General features: G+C 32.3%; 21 protein-coding genes and 1 pseudogene. 8 read left to right on the top strand and 14 right to left on the bottom strand.

Features of this window, described 5'->3' with window-relative positions; translation table 11 throughout:
• Positions 1-561 precede the first annotated feature (561 nt).
• Positions 562-1,008, top strand: a pseudogene (locus BM227_RS13375) (methyl-accepting chemotaxis protein); the annotation flags it as partial.
• Positions 1,009-1,232: 224 nt separating this feature from the next.
• On the top strand, positions 1,233-3,224 hold the full coding sequence (locus BM227_RS09425) for an EAL domain-containing protein (RefSeq protein WP_092913333.1): 1,992 nt from the start codon (positions 1,233-1,235) through the stop codon (positions 3,222-3,224).
• Positions 3,225-3,244: 20 nt separating this feature from the next.
• Here the strand turns inward: BM227_RS09425 and BM227_RS09420 are convergent, their stop codons facing one another.
• From BM227_RS09420 to BM227_RS09395, 6 genes are read right to left on the bottom strand one after another with little or no spacing between them, the layout of a single operon-like run.
• On the bottom strand, positions 3,245-4,327 hold the full coding sequence (locus BM227_RS09420) for an ABC transporter permease (RefSeq protein ID WP_092913330.1): 1,083 nt from the start codon (positions 4,325-4,327) through the stop codon (positions 3,245-3,247).
• On the bottom strand, positions 4,324-5,445 hold the full coding sequence (locus tag BM227_RS09415) for an ABC transporter permease (RefSeq protein WP_092913328.1): 1,122 nt from the start codon (positions 5,443-5,445) through the stop codon (positions 4,324-4,326). Before BM227_RS09415 ends, BM227_RS09420 begins: the two co-directional genes overlap by 4 nt.
• Positions 5,442-7,067: an ATP-binding cassette domain-containing protein gene (locus BM227_RS09410; RefSeq protein ID WP_092913326.1), complete on the bottom strand. Its 1,626-nt coding sequence runs from the start codon at positions 7,065-7,067 to the stop codon at positions 5,442-5,444. The genes BM227_RS09415 and BM227_RS09410 overlap by 4 nt, the downstream gene beginning before the upstream one ends.
• Positions 7,054-8,223 carry an MFS transporter gene (locus BM227_RS09405; protein WP_092913324.1) on the bottom strand — a complete coding sequence of 390 codons (1,170 nt, stop codon included), beginning with the start codon at positions 8,221-8,223 and terminating at the stop codon, positions 7,054-7,056. The genes BM227_RS09410 and BM227_RS09405 overlap by 14 nt, the downstream gene beginning before the upstream one ends.
• A complete protein-coding gene (locus BM227_RS09400) occupies positions 8,220-9,377 on the bottom strand; it encodes an HlyD family secretion protein (protein ID WP_092913339.1) in 1,158 nt (385 codons plus the stop codon). Before BM227_RS09400 ends, BM227_RS09405 begins: the two co-directional genes overlap by 4 nt.
• Positions 9,378-9,390: 13 nt before the next feature.
• Positions 9,391-10,362: a chemotaxis protein gene (locus tag BM227_RS09395; protein ID WP_092913323.1), complete on the bottom strand. Its 972-nt coding sequence runs from the start codon at positions 10,360-10,362 to the stop codon at positions 9,391-9,393.
• Positions 10,363-10,665: 303 nt separating this feature from the next.
• Between BM227_RS09395 and BM227_RS09390 the strand changes: the two genes are divergently transcribed.
• The 3 genes from BM227_RS09390 to BM227_RS09380 are packed head-to-tail and all read left to right on the top strand — an operon-like array spanning position 10,666 to position 12,936.
• Complete coding sequence (locus BM227_RS09390; protein WP_092913321.1) at positions 10,666-11,946, top strand: porin; 1,281 nt, start codon at positions 10,666-10,668, stop codon at positions 11,944-11,946.
• A complete protein-coding gene (locus BM227_RS09385) occupies positions 11,903-12,460 on the top strand; it encodes an FMN-binding protein (protein ID WP_218147939.1) in 558 nt (185 codons plus the stop codon). The genes BM227_RS09390 and BM227_RS09385 overlap by 44 nt, the downstream gene beginning before the upstream one ends.
• Entirely contained in the window at positions 12,460-12,936 is a 477-nt protein-coding gene (locus BM227_RS09380) for a hypothetical protein (RefSeq protein WP_092913317.1), read from the top strand. Before BM227_RS09385 ends, BM227_RS09380 begins: the two co-directional genes overlap by 1 nt.
• Before the next feature lie 10 nt (positions 12,937-12,946).
• Here BM227_RS09380 and BM227_RS09375 read toward each other — a convergent pair whose 3' ends face one another.
• Both BM227_RS09375 and BM227_RS09370 read right to left on the bottom strand, forming a co-directional pair.
• On the bottom strand, positions 12,947-13,177 hold the full coding sequence (locus tag BM227_RS09375; protein ID WP_092913314.1) for a hypothetical protein: 231 nt from the start codon (positions 13,175-13,177) through the stop codon (positions 12,947-12,949).
• 89 nt (positions 13,178-13,266) lie between these two features.
• Positions 13,267-14,271 carry an FAD:protein FMN transferase gene (locus BM227_RS09370; protein WP_092913311.1) on the bottom strand — a complete coding sequence of 335 codons (1,005 nt, stop codon included), beginning with the start codon at positions 14,269-14,271 and terminating at the stop codon, positions 13,267-13,269.
• Positions 14,272-14,358: 87 nt separating this feature from the next.
• On the opposite strand from BM227_RS09370, the gene BM227_RS09365 reads away from it, so the two are divergent.
• Complete coding sequence (locus BM227_RS09365) at positions 14,359-16,329, top strand: copper-translocating P-type ATPase (RefSeq protein ID WP_218147938.1); 1,971 nt, start codon at positions 14,359-14,361, stop codon at positions 16,327-16,329.
• A 14-nt stretch (positions 16,330-16,343) separates the two neighbouring features.
• Here the strand turns inward: BM227_RS09365 and BM227_RS09360 are convergent, their stop codons facing one another.
• From BM227_RS09360 to BM227_RS09335, 6 genes are all read right to left on the bottom strand, one after another.
• Positions 16,344-16,940, bottom strand: coding sequence for a GGDEF domain-containing protein (locus BM227_RS09360; protein ID WP_092913309.1), 597 nt, complete (start codon positions 16,938-16,940; stop codon positions 16,344-16,346).
• On the bottom strand, positions 16,937-18,085 hold the full coding sequence (locus tag BM227_RS09355) for an FIST C-terminal domain-containing protein (protein WP_092913308.1): 1,149 nt from the start codon (positions 18,083-18,085) through the stop codon (positions 16,937-16,939). The genes BM227_RS09360 and BM227_RS09355 overlap by 4 nt, the downstream gene beginning before the upstream one ends.
• 75 nt (positions 18,086-18,160) lie before the next feature.
• On the bottom strand, positions 18,161-18,586 hold the full coding sequence (locus tag BM227_RS09350) for a hypothetical protein (protein ID WP_092913306.1): 426 nt from the start codon (positions 18,584-18,586) through the stop codon (positions 18,161-18,163).
• A gap of 38 nt (positions 18,587-18,624) precedes the next feature.
• A complete protein-coding gene (locus BM227_RS09345) occupies positions 18,625-19,308 on the bottom strand; it encodes a copper resistance protein B (RefSeq protein WP_092913304.1) in 684 nt (227 codons plus the stop codon).
• Positions 19,308-21,038, bottom strand: a complete 1,731-nt coding sequence (locus BM227_RS09340) for a copper resistance system multicopper oxidase (RefSeq protein ID WP_092913302.1) — start codon at positions 21,036-21,038, stop codon at positions 19,308-19,310. The genes BM227_RS09345 and BM227_RS09340 overlap by 1 nt, the downstream gene beginning before the upstream one ends.
• Before the next feature lie 69 nt (positions 21,039-21,107).
• Positions 21,108-23,144: a GGDEF domain-containing protein gene (locus BM227_RS09335; RefSeq protein WP_092913300.1), complete on the bottom strand. Its 2,037-nt coding sequence runs from the start codon at positions 23,142-23,144 to the stop codon at positions 21,108-21,110.
• A gap of 37 nt (positions 23,145-23,181) precedes the next feature.
• On the opposite strand from BM227_RS09335, the gene BM227_RS13225 reads away from it, so the two are divergent.
• Both BM227_RS13225 and BM227_RS13370 read left to right on the top strand, forming a co-directional pair.
• On the top strand, positions 23,182-23,853 hold the full coding sequence (locus BM227_RS13225) for a transposase (RefSeq protein ID WP_092912213.1): 672 nt from the start codon (positions 23,182-23,184) through the stop codon (positions 23,851-23,853).
• Positions 23,840-24,307 carry a transposase gene (locus tag BM227_RS13370; RefSeq protein ID WP_092912215.1) on the top strand — a complete coding sequence of 156 codons (468 nt, stop codon included), beginning with the start codon at positions 23,840-23,842 and terminating at the stop codon, positions 24,305-24,307. Before BM227_RS13225 ends, BM227_RS13370 begins: the two co-directional genes overlap by 14 nt.
• Positions 24,308-24,319: the final 12 nt, after the last annotated feature.

Raw genomic sequence — 24,319 nt, 5'->3', positions numbered from 1 at the left:
TCTATATCTTATGGTATGGCAATATATCCTTTAGAGACCGATAATCTAAAAGATTTAATACAGCTTGCAGATCAAAGAATGTATGAGCAAAAAAAGGCTAAAAAACTAAATCTATAAAAGAAAGGATTAAGAATGGCACTATTTTCAAATGCAAAAAAAGATGAGATTGAACAGTTACAAAAAGAGATAAAACAGTTAATAGAAGAAAATAGTGACTTAAAAAGGCAACTAGAAGAGGTCTTAAGTCAAAAAAGTTTATTAGAAGAGAGAAGTTCTGTTACAGAAGAGCAGAGTCATAAATTAGAAATTATTGACGATATGCTCATAGGGAATGTAAAAAATATAGAAGAGATAGCTGAAAACTCTAATGAAAATGTAGAAAAACTCAGATTAATGGCTGAAACAACTAAAGAGGTAAAATGTGAAATTGAAGAGTTACGCAATAATTTTGATAACTTTATCAAACAGATAAATGAGTTAATTAATTTTGCAACAAGTACAAGAGACAATACTGAAAATCTTAATGAGAGTGTTACTAGTATTGCAGAAATAATTCAGTTAATTAAAGATATTGCCGACCAAACAAACCTTTTAGCATTAAATGCTGCAATAGAGGCTGCTCGTGCAGGAGAACATGGCAGAGGTTTTGCCGTCGTTGCCGATGAAGTTAGAAAATTAGCAGAAAGAACTCAAAAAGCTACAAATGAAGTAGAAGCTAGTATCAACTTGCTCAAACAAAACAGTGCAACAATGTCAGAAGGAGCTGAACATTTAGATGATATTATAAGTTTTATGGAAGAGTTTATGAATAATTTTAAAATTGGTTTTGATAAACTTTATGAAATTGATATTAAAACAATTAATGAATTACATAATCTTGCAGACTCAATATCGGCTCTACAACAAAAAATCAATAACTTTCTATTTAAAATCAGAGGATATGAAGAAAAACTTGTAGGAAACAGCAAACATATTACAGATAGTGGGAAAAATAGCTTTAATAGCTAGTACAACAACTCTGGAAAAAAAGCTTTTGAAAAGACAAAAGCTTACCAAGATATTCAATCATCACAAAGCAGATTTGAAAGAAATATGGATAATGCAATGGATTCTAATATGAAAAACTCTATTAATGACTTCAAAAGTCTTGAGAATGAAAGCAATACTATGTATAGACTGCTTGATGATATGAAAGATGAAACAAAATTATAAAATAAATCCGGGTTAAAAATATGGAAAGTAAAATTTTACAATTGACTTCTGAGCTATATGATGAATTGAGTCAAAGAGAAGAGAAAGATTATGATTTAACAGAGTTTGATTTAACAGAAAATGACATAGAACCATACTTTAAAGAGCAAAAGAGTTTACTACTTGAGTTTATTGAGTATAAACTAAATAATAAGCAAAAATTTTCTATTGAAAAATGTAAAAAGTTTTATCAAGAGTTAGACATTCCATATATTGTTATTGATTACTACATTAAACTTTTAAAAAAAACTCTTTTAAAAGAGATTTTAAAGCTTGATATTACTAAAGATGAACTGCTTACTATAGAGTATATATTTGATGATATGTTAAATTTAGTTGCAAATATATATTTAAAAAAAGAGATTAATAAAAATAGATACTTAACAAGTTCAAAATTTGATAAGTTTCCTCTATATAATGTACACATAGATTGGGTTAAAAAAATTTTTGATGCAATCTTAAAAGAAGATTTTAAATTTTTTCCCAATGAGAGTGCTAGTAACTGTACTTTTACAAAAATGATGCAATATCCAGAATCATTAATGGTTTGCATGGATGCAACACTTTGTGGGCAGCTGGAACTTTTACATAAAATACTTCACAATAATGCTGAGGCACTATATAGACTTACTATAGCAAAAGAGTATACGCAAGCTCTATTTGTTTTTAAAGAGTTTAATGAGAATTTACAAAAGTTCTTCTCACTATTAAAAGATCTATATCATTTAACATATATAGATTTAGAAAAGAGTTTTTTTAAACTGGTTGAAATGCTAGAGTATAGTGATAAAAATATCATAGTATCTATGATTGATGTTCAAAATCTAAAACAGCTAAATATAAAATATGGTGAGAATAAAGTAGACAATATTTTAACAACTATAGAAAGTTTTTTAAAAGAGAGAGTAAAAGAAGATCAAGAAGAGTCTCTGGTAGTAAGAGCTATCAGCTCTAATTTCTATTTACTCTCTTTAAACAAAGAACCTAAAAAGTTTGAATTAGAAATTAGGAGTATTTCACAAGATTTAACTAATAATTTAAATAGAGATTTTCCAAATTGTAACACAAGTTTAAATATAGCATCTTTAGAGTTTGACAAAAATATTAAATATCAAAAATATGAGTTAATTAGAATATTATTGCATTTAAAAGAGAAGAGTAAGCAAAATAACGGATTCTATTTTGCATATGAACAAGCAGAAAAAGAAGAATTACAAAAGTGGCTAAAACAGCACTATTACAATATTCAGTATATAGAAGAGAAGTTAAATAATAAAATGGTTGATATAATGCTTCAACCAATCTACAGAAACAATGGAAAAGAGATTTATGCATATGAAGCTCTAGCAAGATTTAAAGATAAAAACAGACTTATACCAGCAGGGGTATTTATAGATACTGTATACCAAATAGGCAGGATCAGTGATTTAGACAAACTCGTATTAAATGCTATATTGGAAAAAAAAGATTGGATATTATCTACAAAAAGAAAACTATTTATAAATACTTCTCCTCAAAGTTTAACTGACAGTAGTTATTTGAAAGCTTTAAATAATTTTATTCAAATCTATGGAAAAAATAATCTTCTAATTGAAATAACAGAGCAACAGGCAATAGAAAGCTTTGACGCATTAGAAGAGATTCATAAAGCTCATAATATAAAATTTGCAATCGATGACTTTGGAAGTGGGTATTCATCTTTAAAAACTGTAGTAAATATGATAAATAAAGGGCTTGTTGATGTATTAAAAATAGATGGATCTTTAATAGCAAATTTAGATAAAGAAGAAGAGTCACAAAAAATTGTACAAATAGTTACTCAAATGTGTAAAATTTTTAAAATAAAAGCTTTAGCAGAGTTTGTAGAAAATAAAGAAACAGTTGAATTGCTTTCTCATTTTGGTACAGACTTACTACAAGGATATTATTTAAGCAAACCTCTTTATATTGAAGAGATTATAGTTATTAATTAAACTAACATAAAAGTTAATTTTTAAAATAGCCTACCAATTTTTCTAAATCCATACCAATAAAAAATAATGCCTAAAATTAATACACCAATAAAGTATGGATATAGATCAAAAAAGTTTGTTCCCCTAAAAAAGATGCTTTCTGTTCCCTCAATATAGTACCGTAAAGGAGAAAAAACAGAAAGTGCCTGCAAAATTGGATGCATCGCATATATGGGAGTCCATGCTCCGCTTAGAAAGATTAGAGGCATCATGATCACTATGGAAAGTTGAGCTACCTGCATAACATTACGGCTAACAGCCGCAACAAAAAGACCTATTCCAGCACCGGAAAAAAGATATAAAAAAGTTAGTAAAATAAATGCCCAAAAAGATCCGTTTATTGGAGTATCAAAAATAGTAAGAACAACAAATCCCAAACTAAGCACTACTCCTGCTATAACTATGAGTATTTGAGAGAAAGATTTTGCAATAATGATCAGTTTTGGATCAACAGGCATTAAAAGCATTATGTCCCAAGTACCATCCTCTTTCTCTTTAACAAAAACAGTGGCGGTAAGAATTACTATAAGAAGAGTAATAACAGAAAGCATCTCTGTTAGAGCCATAAAAGAGTGGTTATCACTATTTTGATTGAAGAGTTTATGAGACTTGATTTCAATGGGAAGATTAAGATTTGAAAAATCTAAAACAATATTTTGTAAATAACTCAATGTTGTAAACGCCTGACTTGCAGCTGTTGAATCAAGTAAAAGATTTAATTGAGCTTTTTTACCCTGACGATAATCTTTCTCAAATTCCTCATCAAAGATAAGGCCTACAATAATCTCTTTATTAAAAATTGCTCTATTAAGCTCTCTTTGCGATTTAAAGCGTTTAGGTGGCATAAATTCAGGTGGATGCAGATGAGAAAGTAGTTTTTGACTAATTCCTCCACCCGTATTATCTACATAACCTATTTTGACATTGCGAGGTTTGATCTGAATACCTGCACCAGAAATATAAATATCTTCTGTAAATGAGTAAAGAACAACAATAACCAAGCCAATAGAGCGTAAAAAACTGAGGAACTCTTTATTTAATATAGTCAAAAATATGCGACTCACTTCAACTCCTTTTTCAAAAGAGTGGTCCCCAGTGTAATTAGAGTAGATAGATAAAAGATTAAAATCAAAATATAGAGTAGTAATTTTTTAGATGCAAGACCTTGACCAATCAAAAAAGTATCATAAATAATATGATTAAAATACATTACAGGAAAAGTGTGTGCTACAAAAAATGATTCCCCTTCCATTGAAGAGATAGGCATCAAAATTCCAGAGTAGAGAAAACCTGGAATAATGGTAATTATAACAGTCAATACTACTGCAACAATTTGACGATTTGTAATAATAGAAACCAACATTCCTATACTAAGACTAATCAGTATATATATCTCAGATGTAAACCAGTAGAGAGCAAAACTTCCACGAAAAGGTACTTTAAAAAGGTAAACTGAAATAAAAAAAAGAATAAATACATTTATTGAATGTAGCAAAAAAACAGGCATAGCCTTTGCTATAAGAAACTCACCTCTACTAAGTGGTGAAGCATAGAAGTTAAAAATAGTTCCTTTCTCTTTCTCTTTTACAATGAGTAGAGCCGCTAAAATAGCAGGTGCAACTAAAAGCACCAAACCAATCAATCCTGGGACAATGGCATCTTCATCTCTCATAGCTTGATTAAAAAGGGTTCTATAGTTAACAGAGATCACTCCTTCTGGCTCAATACCTACTTTTTTGGCAGTTTCATAAGCTGTATCAAGAATAATGCCTTGAATATAGCTCTCTATAGTAGAGCCTCTAGTAGGAAAAGCTGCATCTATAAAGATTCCTATCTCACTCTTTTGTCCTTGCAACAGATGACGCTGAAAAGATGACGGTATAATAACAATAGCATCAATTTTAGCCTTTTTGATCAGATGAAGTGCCTCTTTTTCACTCATATATGAAACTGTAGTATCAAAATATTTAGAGTGTTCAAATTTAGCTGTAAGTAGTTGAGAAAGTTTACTTTGATCATTATCAATAATAACTGTTCTCACATGAGTTACATCCATTTTAATGCCATACCCAAAAAGTATTAGGATCATACTAGGCATTAGATAGACCATTACTATAAGTTTTGTTCTTATCAATTCAATAAATTCTTTTAACATATAGGCTTTTATAATGCCTAACCTCATTCTTGACCCTTGTATAGTTGAAGAAAAATATCTTCAAAACTTTTGGTATGAGGAAATTGTCTGTAGAAATTTTTTACTGAGTCATCAGCAATTTTTTTACCTTGTTTAAGAAGAACTACTCTATCACAAAATTCAGCTTCACTCATATAATGAGTTGTTATTAGAATGGAAATTCCCCAAACCTCTTTAAGTTGACGCAATATTTGCCAAAATTGACTGCGTGCTATTGCATCTACTCCTGATGTCGGCTCATCTAAAAAGAGTACTACAGGCTCATGTATAAGTGCTGAAGCAATAGAAAAACGCTGATTTATTCCCAAAGGCAACTCTGTAGGAAAAAGATCCATATATTCAGAAAAACTTAACTCTTCCGCATAACGTTGAATTCGCTCAAGTGCTACTTTAATAGGAATTTTATGCATATTTGCAAAATATAGAAGATTCTCCCGAACTGTTAAATCTTTGTAGAGAGCAAAGTGTTGACTTACATACCCTATGTGTGCTTTTAGAGCTTGACGATCTTTAAAGCTTTTAATCTGATGACCAAGTATTGTTAAACTCCCTTGATCAATTGGGTAAAGTCCCAACAACATCTTTATAAATGTAGTTTTTCCAGCACCATTTGCCCCTAGAAGTCCTAAAATTTCTCCTCTTTTTAAAGTCATATCTATATTATCGTTAGCTACAAAACTGTCAAAATTTTTTGTAAGCCCCTTTGCTTCCATAACTGTTTCTGGTATTTTAATATCATCATCTCTTAAACCAACTCTAATCTTTGGAACTTTTCTCTTTTTTTGTAAAGCATTAATAAAAAAGAGTGCTTCAAGATTAGGTCGTTTCTTTGGAGTATTTAGTCTGTTTAAACTATATGTATAAAGACCAGTTTCAATACACTCTTCGCTAAAACAAGATACTGGCTCATAACTGTAAGGCTCAGCATAAGATAGTAGCTGACTACTTGTACCTGTAGCAATTATTTCACCCTCATCAAAAAGAAGTATTTGATCCATCTTTTCAGCTTCTTGCATATAAGCAGTACTGACTAAAACTATTGTTCCCTCTTTTTTACGTATATCATCAAGTATTTCCCAAAGTTCCAAGCGACTTAAAGGATCAACTCCTGTAGTTGGTTCATCTAAAATAAGAAGTTTCGGACGGTGTAAAAGAGTGCAAATTAAAGAGAGCTTTTGCATCATTCCACCGCTAAGGTTCATAGCTTTTCGATCCGTAAAACTGCTTAAACCGGCCATATGAAGCAGCTGATTTTTATATTCTATAAACTCTTTATCTTGTCTGATCCCTCGTATATTTGCAAAAAAGTTTAGATGTTCTTCTACAGTAAGAGTTTCATACAATACCAAACCTATTCCCTGAGGCATAAATCCAATATGCTTTTTAATCGGTTCAGCATCTTTTACAGACCTATAAAAAAAATTATCAAAAACAATCTCTCCTATAAATTGCTTTATGCCTGAAATAGCGTGCATTAAAGAGCTTTTACCTGCTCCATCTGCACCAATAAAACCAATAATTTCACCATTTTTAGCCTTTAATGAGGCATTTTTAATTCCAACAACATCTTTATGAAAAACTGTAACATCTCTAACTTCAAGAGTTAGCATTACTTTTTATCTCTGCAATTCTTTTTAATACATAAAGCAAAAAGATTGCCGCTGTACCAACAAGAGCATACATTAAAGCAGACTCTATACCAAGCTTTTCCCATATAAAACCTGAAACAACTGCTCCAATAGCTCCCAAAAGAGCAACAGAAGCATAAAAAATACCATATACTGAACCACGATTGTCAGCTACTTTAGCTATCATAGCTCTATTTGCATTTAGTGAAGCTACTGTAAAAAGCCCCATAAACATAAAGGCAATCCAGGTGAAAATTGGCTTATCAAACCAAAGAAGTAGTTGAGCAACTACTCCACAAAGATACGCTATTAGCATTACATAACTAAAACCGAAACGATCTACCAATGCTCCAGAAATGTAGCTGGTCAATGTTTGGGTAAAAGTACTAACTACATAAAGTAGTGGAATAAGTACAACAGCAATACCAACCTCTTTAGCTTGCATTGTAAAAAAAGCTTCATTGAACATAAAAAGAAGAAACAGAAAATAGAAGATCAAATCTTTTAGAGCCTTTTTATCGTTAGAGGTAAGTTTAAAACTTTTTTGCTCTATTTTAGGAGTTTTTGGAACATCTTCAACAAAAAATATGACAAGAATTAGCCCTATAATTCCAGGAATTAGCGTTGCATAGAAAATATTTCTTATAACAGTCTCATCTTGACCAAAAAAGAGAAGAGTAGCAAATAGAAGTAAAGTTCCACTAAGCTCACCAGCAATATCAAGAGTTTTATGGAATCCAAATGTTTTACCAGTCAATTTTTTAGGACTGTAATGAGCAATCATTGAGTCTTTTGGAGCTGAACGCAATGCTTTTCCTAAACGTTCAACAGCTTTTAAGACAGCTACACTTTTATAGTCTTGACTTAAACCGATTAATGGCTTTGAAAATACTGAAAAGGCATAACCCCATACAACAAGAGGTTTAACTACACCATAACGGTCCGATATATACCCTGAAATAAGTCTAAGAGCATAAGATACAAAAGTTGCAACAGCTACAACTATTCCAAGTTTATCTACGCCCTGATGCAAAACAGTAACTAAAAATATGGGAAAAATAGGATTTATCATAGCCGATGCCATATCGGTAAAGTAACTTACAAAGCCTAATACTACAATATTTCGATCTATCTTCATTGCACTGGAATTTCATTTAATGATTTAGGCAAATCTTTTCCATTAAGAGATATAACTCCTATAGCCGGTATACCTAATTTTAAAAGAGGATCAACTTTTAACGGTTTTAGATAAACAGCAAAAACTCTCTGAATTCGATCACTTCTTACACTTACCTCTTTTGGGGTAAATTCAGCTTTTTGAGCAATTCGTACTACCTCTGCTTTTATAGGGTAATTTGGCAATGCATCAAGAAAAATTACTGCTTTGTCGTGAAGCTTTATTTTACCGTTTTGAATAGTGTCTAAAAATATTTTTAAATATAGAGTATGTGGATCTATAAGTGTTACAATCGGCATTCCTGTACCAACTACCTCTCCAGTATTAGCAATCTTTTCAACAATAAATCCATCTATAGGTGAGCGAAGCATCATCTCAGCCAAAATAGCCTCAATCTGATCTTTTTTTGCTTCAAGTGCTTTTATGCCATCTTTTAATGCTTCAATATTATATTTTAACACATAAATCTTCTTTTGTGTTGCTTGAGCATCTCTAAGATCACTTTTAGCTATTTTAATAGCTTCATCTATCTGTAACATCTTTTGTTGCAGAGCTTCAAGCTTATGAAGATCAATGTCATACTTTAATTTTCCCTTCTCTAACATCTCTTTTTGAATAAGATTTTGAGAATATAGGTTTTCTAACCTTTTTAAATCTCTTTCATCTTGAGCCAATAACGCCTTTTGCAATGCAATATTTTGAGATAGCTCTCTTTTTTGTGCCTCTTTGACTTTTAAACTATTTTTAGCCTTTTCTAAAAGTTGAGGTATTATAACTTTTGAGATCTCTAAATCTGTTTTATAAGCTTCTAACTCTTTGTATTTAGCTTCAATCTCTCTTTCAACTGATCTTTTTTGCGCTTTAAATTCTTCACTATTGAGCTTTGCAATTATCGTACCTTTTGTTACAGGCATACCATCTTCAACAAAAATCTCTTCAAGTCGTCCTGGATATTTAGTATTTAAATTCACTAAATCACCATCAATTCGTCCACTACCTTCTATTAAATACGATGGCAAATCTTTAGGATTAAGTTTAATATAAATCATTACACTAGCAGCAACAACCAATATCAAAAGAGTTATACCGAGCCAATACTTTGTTATTATTTTCATATCCATAATATCTTTAACTATCAGCAAGTATTTCAATACTCTCTTTTCCTAAAAACTCTTTGATAAATCCTGCAATCTCTTCTGGTTTCGTCTTTGGCATAAATCCATTTGCATTTAGTTCTCTAGCCATATCTTGATTTGATTTACCAGACATTGATGAATTAACTATAATAGGAATATGAGCAGTTTTACTATTCTCTTTTAATGTTTTAATTACAGTAAAACCAGATGCAACAGGCATCTCTAAATCAGTTATAACAAGTCCTATATTACCTACATCACTACCTCTTGCATCAATATAATCAAGTAATAACTGTCCATTTTCAAAAGATCTAAATTTAACACCAAGTTTATTTAAAACATTAGTCAATGACTTCAATGCTACTTTTGAATCTTCAGCAATTAAAACCATCTTCTCTTCATCTACTTCAAAAGATTGCACATACTGAGCTTCATTTTCTATTTTTCTATCTAATTCAGGAAATATATCACTCAACATCTGTTCAACATCAACAATATGAACAATTTCACCTTCATCATTTTTTGTATAGTTGCTAATTTTTCTTTTAGCACCTACACTTTCAGCTATTGGAACCATAATGTCATTCCAACTCTTTCTAATAATATACTCAGCTTTATAAATTTTAATACCAATTATTGTTTGATTAAATTCACAAACTATAATTTGACGTTCACTATCATCAGGTTCAATACCATTATCTTTTAAGACAATAGGATCTCTACTTCCATATAACCACTTTTTAAGATCAACTACTGGTATAATCTCTTCTCTTAAGATTAAAAGTCCCTCAATGGCTTCATCTACACCTGGCAACTCCGTAAGATCTGTAAACTTTACTGTCTCTCTTACTTTAAAGACATTTATTGCAAAAATCACACCATTCTTTAAGAGCTTAAAACAAAGTAACTCCAGTAAGTTCCTTTTTGCCAAAGATGTGGATTCATCAATATTATCTCGTCCCATTCAAACTATCCTTCTAATTTAGTTTTCATATAGATATAAAAAAGAGTGATAAAGCAATAAAAATTAATTTAAAATTAAAACATATATAATTTAAAGTTTTATTCACAATAATAGCACATAATTAAATAAATTACAAAATAAATTAACTTAACTAACACAAATAATTACTTTCATTTCAATACATAAACTTTACACACTTATCTGATAAAATATTTTTGATTATGATTATCATTTATGGAAAATTAAGGCTAAAAGCTTTACTATTATGATACTCATTTTCAATATTAAGGAGAGGAAACATAAATGAAAGTAAAAACAAAAGCAACAGCCATACTATTTGCAGCGAGTTTACCCTTTTCACTGCAAGCAGGTGAAGTTGAAGATCTAAAAGCTCAAATGATGCAAATGCAAAAGCGTCTAGCAGAGCTGGAAAAGAAGCAAAAGCAGACAGCAGAGGCATCTGCAACTGTAGTTGAAGAGTTAGCAGCTCTTCAAAATGAGGGCTTGTTTCAAGCAGTTGACATAACCAAAAGTCATAGCGGATTGGGAGCAGCTGCTTCAAAAGTTTACTATACACAAAACCCTCTTTCAATAGGTGGTTATGGTGAAATGTACTGGGCAGACAGCAGTGACAAAACAGCAATAACGGATGTTTATCGCTTCGTTCCATATATAGGTTATAAGTTTAATGACTGGATTGTGCTTAATACCGAACTAGAATTTGAACATGGCGGAAATGAAGTAGCAGTTGAGTTTATGTATTTAGACTTTTTACTCGACAATAACTACAATATACGTGTAGGTAACCAACTCGTGCCAATGGGACTTGTTAACCAAAGACATGAACCTACACTCTTCCCTACTGTTCAAAGACCAGAGACAGAGACTCTCATCATACCAAGCACTTGGCATGAAACGGGTGTCATTGTCTATGGTGAATTAGGTATGCCTTCGCTTACTTATCACCTTGGATTTATTAATGCACTTAATGTAAATAGTGACGATACCAAAATCGGCAATATTAAGTGGCTAAGAAATGGACGCTGGGGTTCAAGTGAAAAGGCACCTATGGGTAAAGTCGCAGTAACAGGACGGCTTGATTATAGCAGCATAGATGGACTAACTGTTGGAGTATCAGCCTATTATGGTAACGGCTCTAACCGTGATATAGATAATGTAAATGGTACATCGCTCTTTATTTATGATTTGCATGCAATATATCGTTATGAAGCAGTAACACTAAAAGGGCTTTTTACTCAAGCAATGTTAGATGATGCTGAAAAAATTGGACCTGATGCAGTTGAAGAAGCAGAAGGATATTACCTAACTGCCGAATATGACATTATGTCTCATTTTAATAACAAGTATCGTCTGCCTATTTTTGTCCAATATGAAAACTATAATCCTGTAAAAGAGACTGTAAGCGGTATAGGTGAGTTGGATGATATTGAAAATATTACATTTGGTCTAAACTTTTATCCGCATGAGCAGGTTGTACTCAAAGCTGATTATCAGATAAAGGATAGAAATGATGGAAGTGATGAAGAAGAGACCCTCTCTGTTGGTATTGGCTTCATTTTTTAAAATCAGTTTTATTGGGCTCATCTTGAGCCCTCTTTTACATGCCAAAGGGATTGATATTGAATCAATTATCAAAGGTGAATGTGGAAGCAGTGTTACACTTATTAAAAAGAGTATGTTGCTTACCAAAAAACAGGCAAAAGCTATTGAAGCAAAAGCGCATATGAAGTTGCATTCCAAAATTGTACGCCTATATTTAGCAAACAAAGAGGGTCAAACATATTGCTATGGCATTGTACTTAGTCGTAAAGTACGCACTAAAAAAGCAGCTGTTTTATATATGATAGATCAAACAGGCACAATAAAAGCGATTGAAATTCTAGCTTTTACTGAACCACCCGAATTTAAGCCAAAAGAGAAGTGGATCAATAATCTAAAAGGAAAAAATCTTAATCATCCTTTGCGTGTAGGTCGAGATGTACCTACAATTTCTGGTGCTACTCTTTCAGCACGAAATGTTACAGAAGGAGCAAGGTTGGCATTGGCTATATTTGATATTGCAATTAAGGGTAAATAATGAGATTTATAGTTACAAATGACTTAAATAAAAGTATTGCTATACGCTGGATGATTGGCGGAATAATGGTACTGATTATACTCTTTTTAACAGGACATCTATTTTTAGAAGCAATTCAGTTAGGATGGAAGCCAGGTGATATTTTACAAACAGTTGCAGGAAATGAAGAGGAGTTCATTGACCCTCTTCCATTTGATGAAATACTGCTTCGTGCACATATAAACCTATTTTTTGCAATGATTGTATTAGCTATTACAGCTAGTGCTTATGTACGTATTGTACCTAGCTCTAGACGGCAGGCACTCCCTATTGCGGTACTATTTTCTACAGCCCTGATTGCACAAATTTCACTCCTACTCATTTCGCTTTGGGGGATGCCTGCCGTGTGGGGCTGGGTGGTTACCTCACTGCTATGGCATACCGTTGGTGGCTGGATGGCTCTTAAAACATTATGGTATCTGGTACATCAATTATGAGACAAAAACTCTATCGCCACATTGCAGGATGGGTAGCCCTTCTAAGCCTCACACTGGTATTGAGCGGAGCATGGCTCTTTTTTTTGCATACCAATGGCTTATCAGCTTTGCGGTATGTCTCATTGGAGACTTGGCTTGAAATTGCTGTTCCGCATCTTATTGGTATGGGCAGTGTAGCATTCATACTGTTGCACTTTTTTCTCTTTATAAATAGCATATCAAGCAGATTGCTTTTAAGCATTATTCCAATGATTTATCTATTTATCCTTATAGATGCATTCTCAACTTTTTCTGAGAGCATCTTGCTTAAATCAGTATCAGTATCAGTAATCACAATAACTTTTGCAGCCATTTCGATTTTTCTTTTAACGAAAGTGAAGGATGAAGGATAAATCCGCTAAGAGAGTGTGCAGTGTATCGAATGTTTCTGCCCTTTTTAAGAACAACCCCATTAGTACCAATAAGAAGATACTCAACTGATGGGTGGGCATCTAAAAATTTCAAAGCCAAAGATGCAGGCATAACAGAAATTGCAGTTGCCCAGCCATCAAGTAATACATTAGGCAATGGAGCAACAAGCGTTACAGATGCAAAGAGCCTTTCACTGCGTCTTCTTTTTGGATCAATCAAGTGATTATAATCCTTGGTTTTAACAAATCGACGATAGATGCCGCTTGTACTTATACCCGTCTCTTGCATAGCAATATTAATTTCTCCTACAGCACCTTCATCAAAAGGGTTCTGAATAGCAATACTACAAGATCCAAAACATCTAATATCGCCACTTAATCCAACAATAGCTTGTGTAATACCTGCCCTTTTTAAAATATCGGCTGCTTTATCGACACCAAAACCTTTGCCCATACCACCTAGATCAAGATAGATATCATCTTCTAGCCAAACATTCCTATTATGCATATGCACACCATCCATCCCTACCTTTGACTGTGCAATTGAAGCAGAAGAAGGGATTTTCTCATTTTCTGTTCCAAAACCAAACTGCTGTTTTGTAATAGATCCAATAGTACAGTCAAAGTAACCATTCGTCTCACTGTAAAGTTTTTTACATAAATTTATTGCTTCAAAAAGGTCATCATCAACCTTTCCCTTTCTTTTACGGTTGAGTTTTAAAACACCACCCTCTTTTAAAAAACTTGAAAGAGACTCTTCAACTTGCTTCATTCTGGCAAATATAGTATTTACTATCTGTGAATCATTTGCATCAACTATGACAAAAGCATATGTCCCCATCAAGACACGTTCACGGCGAATGGTATCGGCAGACAAAAACTGAACACTTATAATAAAAATATATAAAAGAATAATTTTTTTCATAATGAAAGTATAGCAAGATACTACATATTAACCATTCCACACTTTTTACACATTAACTATTTATTATTAAAAATAAGGAGTTGAAAAATGAATAGTAGTCATAATCATAAACATCATAATATGATGGAACATACTCATCATATGGAAGATATGAAACGACGTTTTATCATTTCAACTATTATAACAGTACCTATTTTACTTCTTTCACCAATGATACAAGAGTGGTTCGGCTTTACTTTATATGTACCATACCGTGGTACTATAATCTTAGCACTCTCAACCTTCATATATTTTTATGGAGGTAAGCCGTTTTTAACAATGACAGTTGATGAGATTAGATCACGAAAGCCTGGTATGATGACACTGATTGCCATGGCTATTAGTGTTGCTTACTTCTACTCTACATTAGCACTCTTTATACCTGGAGGAAAAGAGTTTTTTTGGGAATTGGCAACTTTGATTGATATTATGCTTATTGGTCACTATATTGAAGCTAAAAGCGTGCTTGGAGCAGCTGATGCACTGCAAGACCTTGTTAAAATGATGCCCAAAAATGCTATGCGTGTATGTAAAGATGGTTCTCTTGAAGAGGTTACCATTGATCTGCTTCAAAAAAGTGACACTATTCTCGTTCGACCAGGAGAAAAGATACCGGCTGACGGTGAAGTAATTGAAGGTGAAAGTATGACAGATGAAGCCTTTTTAACAGGCGAATCTAAACCCATCTACAAAAAACCTGGCAGTCAAGTATTTATGGGTAGTACCAATCTTGATGGTGCACTTTATATAAAAATTACTAAAAGCGGGCAAGAGAGCTATCTATCACAAGTCATAGAGCTGGTAAAAGAGGCACAACACAGCAGGTCACATACACAAGACCTTGCCAACCGTGCGGCAGGATGGCTCTTTTACACAGCAACTGGTGTAGGTGCCACTACATTTGCAGTCTGGTCGGTAATAGTCTCTCCTGTAGATGCTGTTTTAAGAAGTGTTACTGTTTTAATTATTGCTTGTCCTCACGCATTGGGATTGGCAGTACCACTTGTAGTAGCCATTACAACATCATTGGCAGCAAAACGGGGTATTCTAATTAGAAATAGACAAGCATTTGAAACTCTAAAAGATATAAAAGCTATCTGTTTCGATAAAACAGGAACTATTACAGAAGGAAAACTTGCTGTTCACAAAGTCATTGCAATTGATGATGAAACTACCCTACTTCGCTATGTTGCCTCAATAGAGCAAAACTCAGAACACATAATTGCACAATCAATAGTAGAGTATGCAAAGTCCAAAGGTGTGGAGCCTAAAAAAGCTGAAAACTTTACTGCTTATCCAGGTATTGGTGCTAAAGCAATAATTGATGGAGAGCCAGTTATGGTTGGTGGACCACAACTTTTAAGCAAAGAATCACTCAAGCTTCCCGAAAAACTTAAACCTTATGAGAAAATTGAGTCAACAAAAGTATGGATCGCTGTTAATGGTAAGGTTATCGGTGTCATTTTATTGACCGATACAATTAGAAAAACTTCAATAGAAGCTATTAAAATGCTTAAAGAGCTAGGCATAGAGACTTGGATGTTAACAGGCGATAATGATGAGGTTGCAAAAGAGGTGGCTAAAGAGTGCGGGATTGACAACTATCAAGCAAATCTTCTTCCTGATGAAAAACTTAATATCATTAAAGAGATTCACAATCAAGGAAAAGTTGTTGCAATGGTAGGTGACGGTATTAATGATGCACCATCTCTTCTAACAGCTGACATAGGCATAGCTATTGGAGCTGGAACCGATATTGCGATCGACAGTGCCGATATTATTCTTACCAAAAGTGATCTTTTGAGTGTAGTTCATGCTATTCGCTTGAGTCGTGCTGCATACAGAAAAATGGTACAAAATCTCTGGTGGGCAAGTGGTTACAATATTGTAGCTATCCCACTTGCTGCTGGTGTTATGGCACCGTGGGGTATAATAATAGAACCAGCTGTAGGTGCTGTATTAATGTCTGTCAGCACTGTTGTTGTTGCAGTTAATGCTCAACTATTAAAAAAATCATAGTAGAAGTGTAAAGCCTAATTTTTAGCTTTTTTCTTCTCTCTTTTCTTATCATACATTCGTAGATCTGCAAATTCAATAAGCTCATTCAAATCTTTGCCATTTATGGGAAACATAGCACTTCCGTAAGAGGCTGAAATATTATACTCATTAAAATTCTCTTCTATCCTCTTAACAACAATAGATAATAGTTTTTCAATCTCTTTATTGTCCCCATTTTGCTGAATAGGACTCTCTATAAATATAGCAAACTCATCTCCACCCAATCGTGCAACAATATCATAGTTTCTAAATACAGATTTTAAAATTTTAGCAACTTCTCCAAGAACTTTGTCACCCTCTTTATGACCATATTGATCATTAACATATTTAAAATTATCAAGATCAAAAAAGATTACAATGGCACTTTTACCTTCTCTTTCAAGTTTTTGTAATGACTTATTCGCATACTCAAACAGGTAGTATCTGTTATACAAACCAGTCAACTGATCTTTAACAGCTCTTTCAAAATGCTCTTTTAACTCTCTATTTTGAGCATCAATAACCTCATCATACTGTTTTGTAACCTCTGCCAAAATATTCTTTAAAAGTCGTATTTTTATTTTATCTTTCATTTTTCCCTCATTGCTACCAATAAAGAAGTTTCGTTATATAGTTTAAGCTTTTTAAACTTCTTATCTGGACCAATTTCACCATATGTAAAAAAACCGAAAAGATTTGAATCTAAAGATTTTGTATATATTATTGGCTCCTCTTTTTGCTTATCCTCCATAGCATACTGTCTTGCCATACAAGAAAAATCAAAAGATAACTCAGGTTTGGTAACCCTCTTTTTTAACCTAGCTGCAGCATAAATATTCTCTTCTAGCAAATCTTCGGGAACTGCGAAAGATAATTTAAAATGATCCCCTTTTTTAATAGGACCATAAAGTTTTACATGATCTCCCTCTATTCCAGCCACAGTTCTTAATGTTGCTACATATCCATCATTTTCATCCAATATATAAAGAGGGGCATACCATAAATACCGAATATCTGGATTATCTATTCCTTTAAGCAACCTTTTTGTAACTTCTGCAAAACTTTTGCCATCATTTACACTATATAAGTTATAACCATCTGCATAATCTACCTGATAAGTAATGCCATATGGTTTAAACCCTAAAGAGATTTCAATAGCAGCTTCAATATTTTCAAAAGTTACAATAAGCAACCCATTTTTAATGACTTTCCCATCAGTAAACTGATATGTAAGTACCTCTCCATTTTGTTCATTACCTGAAGAGATACCTCCAACTATATTAGACGCTAATCCATGATCAATATTTTCAGAAACTTTTTCAAGAAAAAAACCAAAAGTTCCTTCAGCTAAACCTGCAAAAATTAAATGAAAATGATCTTTATTGTTATGAAAATAATTAACACACTCTTTTGCTGCTTTTTCCGGGTTATTATGTATATCTTCAATATAAAATGTCTTAGCTTTGCCACTCTTTTGAAATTTAATACAGCACATAACTATACCAATATCATTTATCTGGTTATCATTAAATGCATTTAGAGCATGAAAAGCAGCATAATTTTCAGTTTTAAAAAAATCTTCTATTGTTGGTGCAATATCATCAACAGGAAACGATGGGTGAATTGCAAAAAAGTAAAAATCACATCCATTCTCAAAGTCATCTAACTCTTTTTTGCGAAGCTCGTCCATGCATAAAGACAGTGAATTTTTATTACTAGCATAGACCTTTGAAATCATCAAATATCCTCATAAATTATGAAATAATACAATTACCTCATTTTATCACTATGTAAATCAAAATAAATTAAATTTTTAACACAATCCTGTACTACTTCTATTTATCTCCTTTAAAATGTCACTGAATGTGTCAACTTGTTTAACCTCAATAATCTTACCTTTTTTACCAAATAGATTACTAAGTTTCTTATATACCTTCAAAGTTCCTACTGTACCTGTATCCATTAACACTATTAAAAACAATTCATCATATTTTGCTATTAAATCACTTGCTCTTAAAAGATTTTTTAATTTTGGAATAACATGAGAGTCAAAAGGAAAAAGAATAATTGTTAACTTTATCTTTTTATATCTCTTATATATAGCTATATTTTTTTTCAAATACTCAACTGCAAAGCTTTTAGAGTATATTTTATATGTTGGGTCTATTACTAAACTATCAAAAAGTCTTTCTATTATTTTTATCAACTCTTCTTTTGATAAATTATTTAACTTCTTCATTTTAACGTGCCCTTAGATCTGTATTGTTGAAATCTAATCTAATAATACCAAATCCTTGCACCAATTATGAAATTTAAACTATCTTTTCCTCCATATACCTCTTTTGTCTCTCCAAAACTATTTGAGTAGTTAACTCCAATATATGGGGCAAATTCTCTTATAAACTCATATCTCAATCTTAAACCAAAACTCAATGATGAAAGCCCTGAACCCATTCCTATTTCTGGTACATTGTTACTATATGCTTCCATTTCAAATCTTGGTGTCAATATCAATTTTTGAGTAATAAGTGCTTCATACTCAAAATCAAAATTGACTCCTACACTATCTTCACCTATCTTTACTTTTAAACGTGTATCTATGAAATATGGAGCCAATCCCTGAAGTGCTATAACACCCCAAACTTTACTGTCACTTTCAGCTTTATCGTGTTCTATTCCTCCTTGCAAATCCCAAAAAGGTGTAATAGCTCTACTAACTACCAACTCATTTTGAACTTCACTCTCTTCTGATGACTTAGACCCTTCACTGTAAAGATACAACTTATCAATATCTTTGCCAATATAAGCCGAAATATCCCAAGTAACAATAGAATCTTTTATATCTTGTACCTCAAGACGATCCATCAAAAGAGTAGCTCTTAAAGGATCATCATTCATGTCTGCAAACAAACTCTTTGCCAATAAACTGAAAATAGATAAAAGATAAATAAATTTTTTCATTACACCACCTCTACCTTTCTAAACATTCCCGGCATATGGTAAAGCATATGACAATGAAAAGCCCAAGCACCTTTTGCATCTACAGTTACCCGAAAACTGATTTTGCTTCCAGGTTGAACTAAGATTGTATGTTTACGAACTAAATAGTTATCATCACCTGTTTCCAAATCGCTCCACATACCATGTAGATGCATAGGATGATTCATCATTGTGTCATTTATAAAAGTTATACGCAAACGCTCACCATAATTAAATTTCAAAGGTTTAGCATCTGAAAATGATATTCCATTTATAGACCACATAAATCGTTCCATATTTCCAGTCAAATGAAGAATAATTTCACGATCTGGTTTTGGATCTTTTGCTGTAGAGTAAAAGTTTTTCAGATCAGCATAAGTAAGAACTTTGCGACCATTATCTCTTAACCCGACACCTGGATCATCAAGTCTATACCGTGGATCTTTAGCCCGCATAGTTGTTCCCACTCCCCACTTTATAGGAAGCGGCGTAATAGGATACTCAGCTTCACTATTTTTAGCAGACATACTCATAGCAGAGTGGTCCATATGCATTGCACTCTGTACTGAAGAAGAATTCTTCCAGTCACCCATTCCCATATCAGCCATAATCAAAGGTTGAATTTTGTCAACAGAAGGTCTTTTTGCCGTCATTGAAAGTTTAGGAGCTAATGTACCTGCTGCAAAACCAGACCTGTCAATACTTTGGGCAAAAATACAATAAGCTCTATCTTCAGGCTCTACAATAACATCATATGTCTCAGCAACTCCTATGCGAAACTCATCTATTTCTACAGGCTGAACAAAATTTCCATCTGCAGCAACTACCTTCATTTTAAGCCCTGGAATTCTTACATCAAATATTGTCATTGCAGACTGATTGACGAAACGAAGTCTTACTTTATCTCTGCTTTTAAAGAGTGCGTGCCAATCATCTTCATCTGTTTTACCATTCATTAAAAAGGTATAGGTATAAGCGGTAACATCCGAAAGGTCTCGCTCACTCATACGCATCTCATTCCACATTTTGCGCATCTTGAAAGCTTCCATAAACCCTTTAGACTTTACCTCTTCAAAAAAATCGCCAATTGTACGCTGATTAAAGTTATAGTAGTCACTGCGAATTTTTAGTTTACGAAATATATTTTCAGGCTTTTCATCGCTCCAGTCAGAGAGTGAAACAACATAATCACAATCATACTCAAACGGTTCAGGCTCTTTTGGCTCTATAACCAATGTTCCATGCATACCTGTTTGCTCTTGAAAACCACTATGTGAGTGGTACCAGAATGTACCGCTTTGTTGTACTTTAAAACGATATGTAAATGTTTCACCAGGAGCTATTCCTGGAAAGCTTATATTTGGAACACCATCCATCTGAAAAGGAAGAATAATTCCATGCCAATGAATTGAACTGCTAACAGGAAGATTGTTTGTTACATGTATAGTTACCTCATCTCCCTCTTTCCATTTAAGAGTAGGAGCTGGCAACATACCATTTATAGTTGTAGCAATAACTGGTTTGCCTGTAATATTTACTACTGTCTCATCAATAGTAAGATGAAACTCCTTTCCTTCAAGAATAACACTATCTTTTCGCTCAATAAATTTACGTTTAGTTTCATTTGCAACTGCACTGCTTTTACTTAATAAAATAGCTGATACTGCGGCACTTTTTATAAATTCTCTACGAGAAATATTATTGACTATCATAATAATTCCTATCTTTTATATGTTTTTTTATATGAGTATATTTATGTATTGTGGAAGAAATGTGTAAATTTAAAGTATTGTCTCTCTTAACTGTTTTATAATTTCCATCTGCCTATGTGCAATAAAAGGAGAAACTACATCTTCAATTATTTTATTGTGTTTTAAATCTATTTCTATTATTATGTTTAAACCTCTTTTTTTAATCTTTGAGACAACTCCTGAAATAATAACTTTTTCCATACGACCATCCCATCGTAATATTGTCTCAATTTCAATTGAATCTTTCACTTTAATATCTGGTATATTTACCATTGAAAGAGAAAAAGAGTCAACAGATATTGTATCTATCTCTACTAAAATTTGCATTCTACCTTTTTTTAAAATTCCTTCTATTGCTGGCATAAGCTTTACGCGAATATATTTTCTATCTAAAGGGGAAGAGAGAAGAGGTATAAAATTTTCAAGCTTGACCCAAAGTTTCTCTTTGTCCAAATCTTTAATACAAGCCTTAAAATGTGGTCTCTTTTTAGTCTTTATATAGATAAAATTATTTTTATTTATTGCATGAATTGCAACTTTACGTAGTTTAATATAAATAGTTTTATCATCAATTTTTATTATTTTGGCTTTAGAGTCAATTGGAACTTCCATAAAATAGTTCACTACATCTAAAAAACCCTCTTTGTCATAAATATATTTACATTGAGCCAAAAATTGCTTTGATGCAGATTTTATCATTCTATCTTCTTCTATAGTCAATCTATCATCCATTATCGCATCATTTCCAAAATCAGCAATTCTTTGTATAACCCTATCTGCACGATCCATCATACTATCAATAGTATCATCTGGCTGACACGAAACAATTGCCATATTCCCTTTTGCCTGTGATCCATTATTATAAGATATAGAGTGTAACTCAGATAAAATTTTTTTAGCCAATGACTCAGCAGCATCATATGTTTCTAATTTACTTAAAACTGCAAAACGATTTCCATCTATTCTCGCAAAAAAGTGATCTGAGTCCAAATATTTTAAAACTTCTTTAGCAAACTTTTTAAGTATATAATCTCCAGTATTTCTACCTAAAACTTCGCTTATGTCGCTAAAACTATGAATATCTATCAAAATTAAAAAAAACTTTTGATGTTCCTTTTTGCATTTACTCAAGTAAATTGTAATGACTTCGTCAAACTTTCGTATATTTGGCATTTGTGTCATATCATCTATATATACCAGATCCATCATTGAAGATAATTCTGTACAATTATTTGAAATATCTTGCAGTGTAACAGCATATATACCTGATTTGCTGGAACAAATACTCATCTCCATCTCTATTTTTTGATTTGAACTGTAATTAAATAGCTCAACTATAGATTTTCCATTGCATTCACTTATAATTTTTTCAATCCAATCATCATATCTTTTTGCATTAAACAATTCATTAAAACAGTTAACACTCTCTATAAAATTCCAAACTTCAGGATAAATACGCATAAATTCATTTTGATCAGAAACTCCGACAAGCTCATAAAAATTGTTATTGGCAACTAAAAGCTTATTTTGTTCTATCTCAAAAACTGCACTATCTTGTAAATTTAGAATAGTATTTAAACGTTGTATATACTCTTCAATAGAAATACATTTATATTGTTTTAACTTACTTTGAAATAGTAAACTTTCATAGTATTCTAATACGCCAGAAAGATTTTGATCGAACAATTCAGAAAAGATTTCAATAACCCAATCTTTATCTTCTTGAATCTTGCCCACAGTTGCTATGAGAGAAAAAATAGCTCTTCTAAGGCCCATACATATTAAAAAAATCTCTTTTATAGAAATATTTTTTTCAAACATAAAGTCTATAAAATCATTCATTACAGGACAATGTCCAGGAGGTTTTTGCTGTTGTAAAACTTCTATAAAATAGTCTATGATTTTAACTGCAACTTTAGTACTGAAAGAGTCTTGTCCAATACCATATTTTGAAAGTATCTGGTTTACACTATTTTTGTTTACCCATATTTTTACTATTTTTTCTCTATTCTCTTTTAAAAATTGGACTATCTCATTTATATTATTTTTTTTCTCACTAGTCGTCAAAACTCCACAGAGAATGGAGTTTTGATAAAATAGTGTTATGAAAAAAGTAAACAAAATAGAGGGAGATCGTATCAAATTAGAGCTTAAAATCAAAGAATTGACAGGTTGGCATAAAGCACGGGTTCATGTCATAGTAGCTTTGATAATGGCAATTATACAAGAGAGGAGTGTAAATCTAAAAAGATTAGCCAGTTATTTAAACTCAAAGCTCGAAGATAAAGCGAACTATAGAAGAGTAACAAGATTTTTTCAAAAGTTTGAGTTTGATAGGAGAGTGTTTGCAAGGCTGTTAGCAAGTTTTTTACCAAAGAGTGAGAAGTGGACTTTAATCATGGATAGGACCAATTGGAAATTTGGTAAAACCCATATCAATATTTTGGTATTAGCCGTGAAGTATAAAGGTATAGCGGTACCGATATTATGGTATCTTTTAGATAAGAAGCGAGGTAATAGTAGTTACAGGGATAGGATTAGAATAGTAAAAGAATTTATCAATCTTTTTGGAGTAGAAAAGATTGAAGTGCTTTTAGCAGATAGAGAGTTTATAGGAAAAGAGTGGTTTGCTTGGCTTCAAAGAAGAGAGATCCCCTTTGTAATAAGAGTAAGAAACAATACATTGGTAAATGGTAAAAAAGTATCAACTCTTTTTGCAAAAGTACCAAATAAAGGCTTTTTGCATTTAAAAAAAGTATGTAATGTATGGTATTGATGGGTTAAGAATAGCTGGTGCAAAAAATGAAAAAGGTGAGTTAATCATTGTGGTATCAAATGTTGAAAAGAAGAGTATCATCGCTATATATAAGCAAAGATGGGAAATTGAAGTGCTTTTTAGTGCATTAAAAAAAAGAGGTTTTAACCTTGAAGAGACTCATTTGACTGACCGTAAAAAGATTACTTTGCTCTTTGGCTTAATCTCACTCTCTTTTGTATGGAGTTATTTTATTGGCATTCTTAAAGCTAAGAAAAAACCTATCGATATTTTAAAGCATGAACATAAAGAACAAAGCTTCTTTATGTATGGATTAATGCATATGAAATCTATTTTGCTTTACTTTTATGAAAAAGTTGATGAACTAGCGAATATCTTTGAAATTTTTATTGGTCTAATTAGTGGAGAAAACCCCGATAATATGGCTCTTTATGGAGTTGGAGGAAAAAAATGACGACTAATGAGA

The organism is Hydrogenimonas thermophila, from assembly GCF_900115615.1.
Taxonomy (GTDB): domain Bacteria; phylum Campylobacterota; class Campylobacteria; order Campylobacterales; family Hydrogenimonadaceae; genus Hydrogenimonas; species Hydrogenimonas thermophila.
This window is presented reverse-complemented; position numbering and strand designations above follow the sequence as displayed.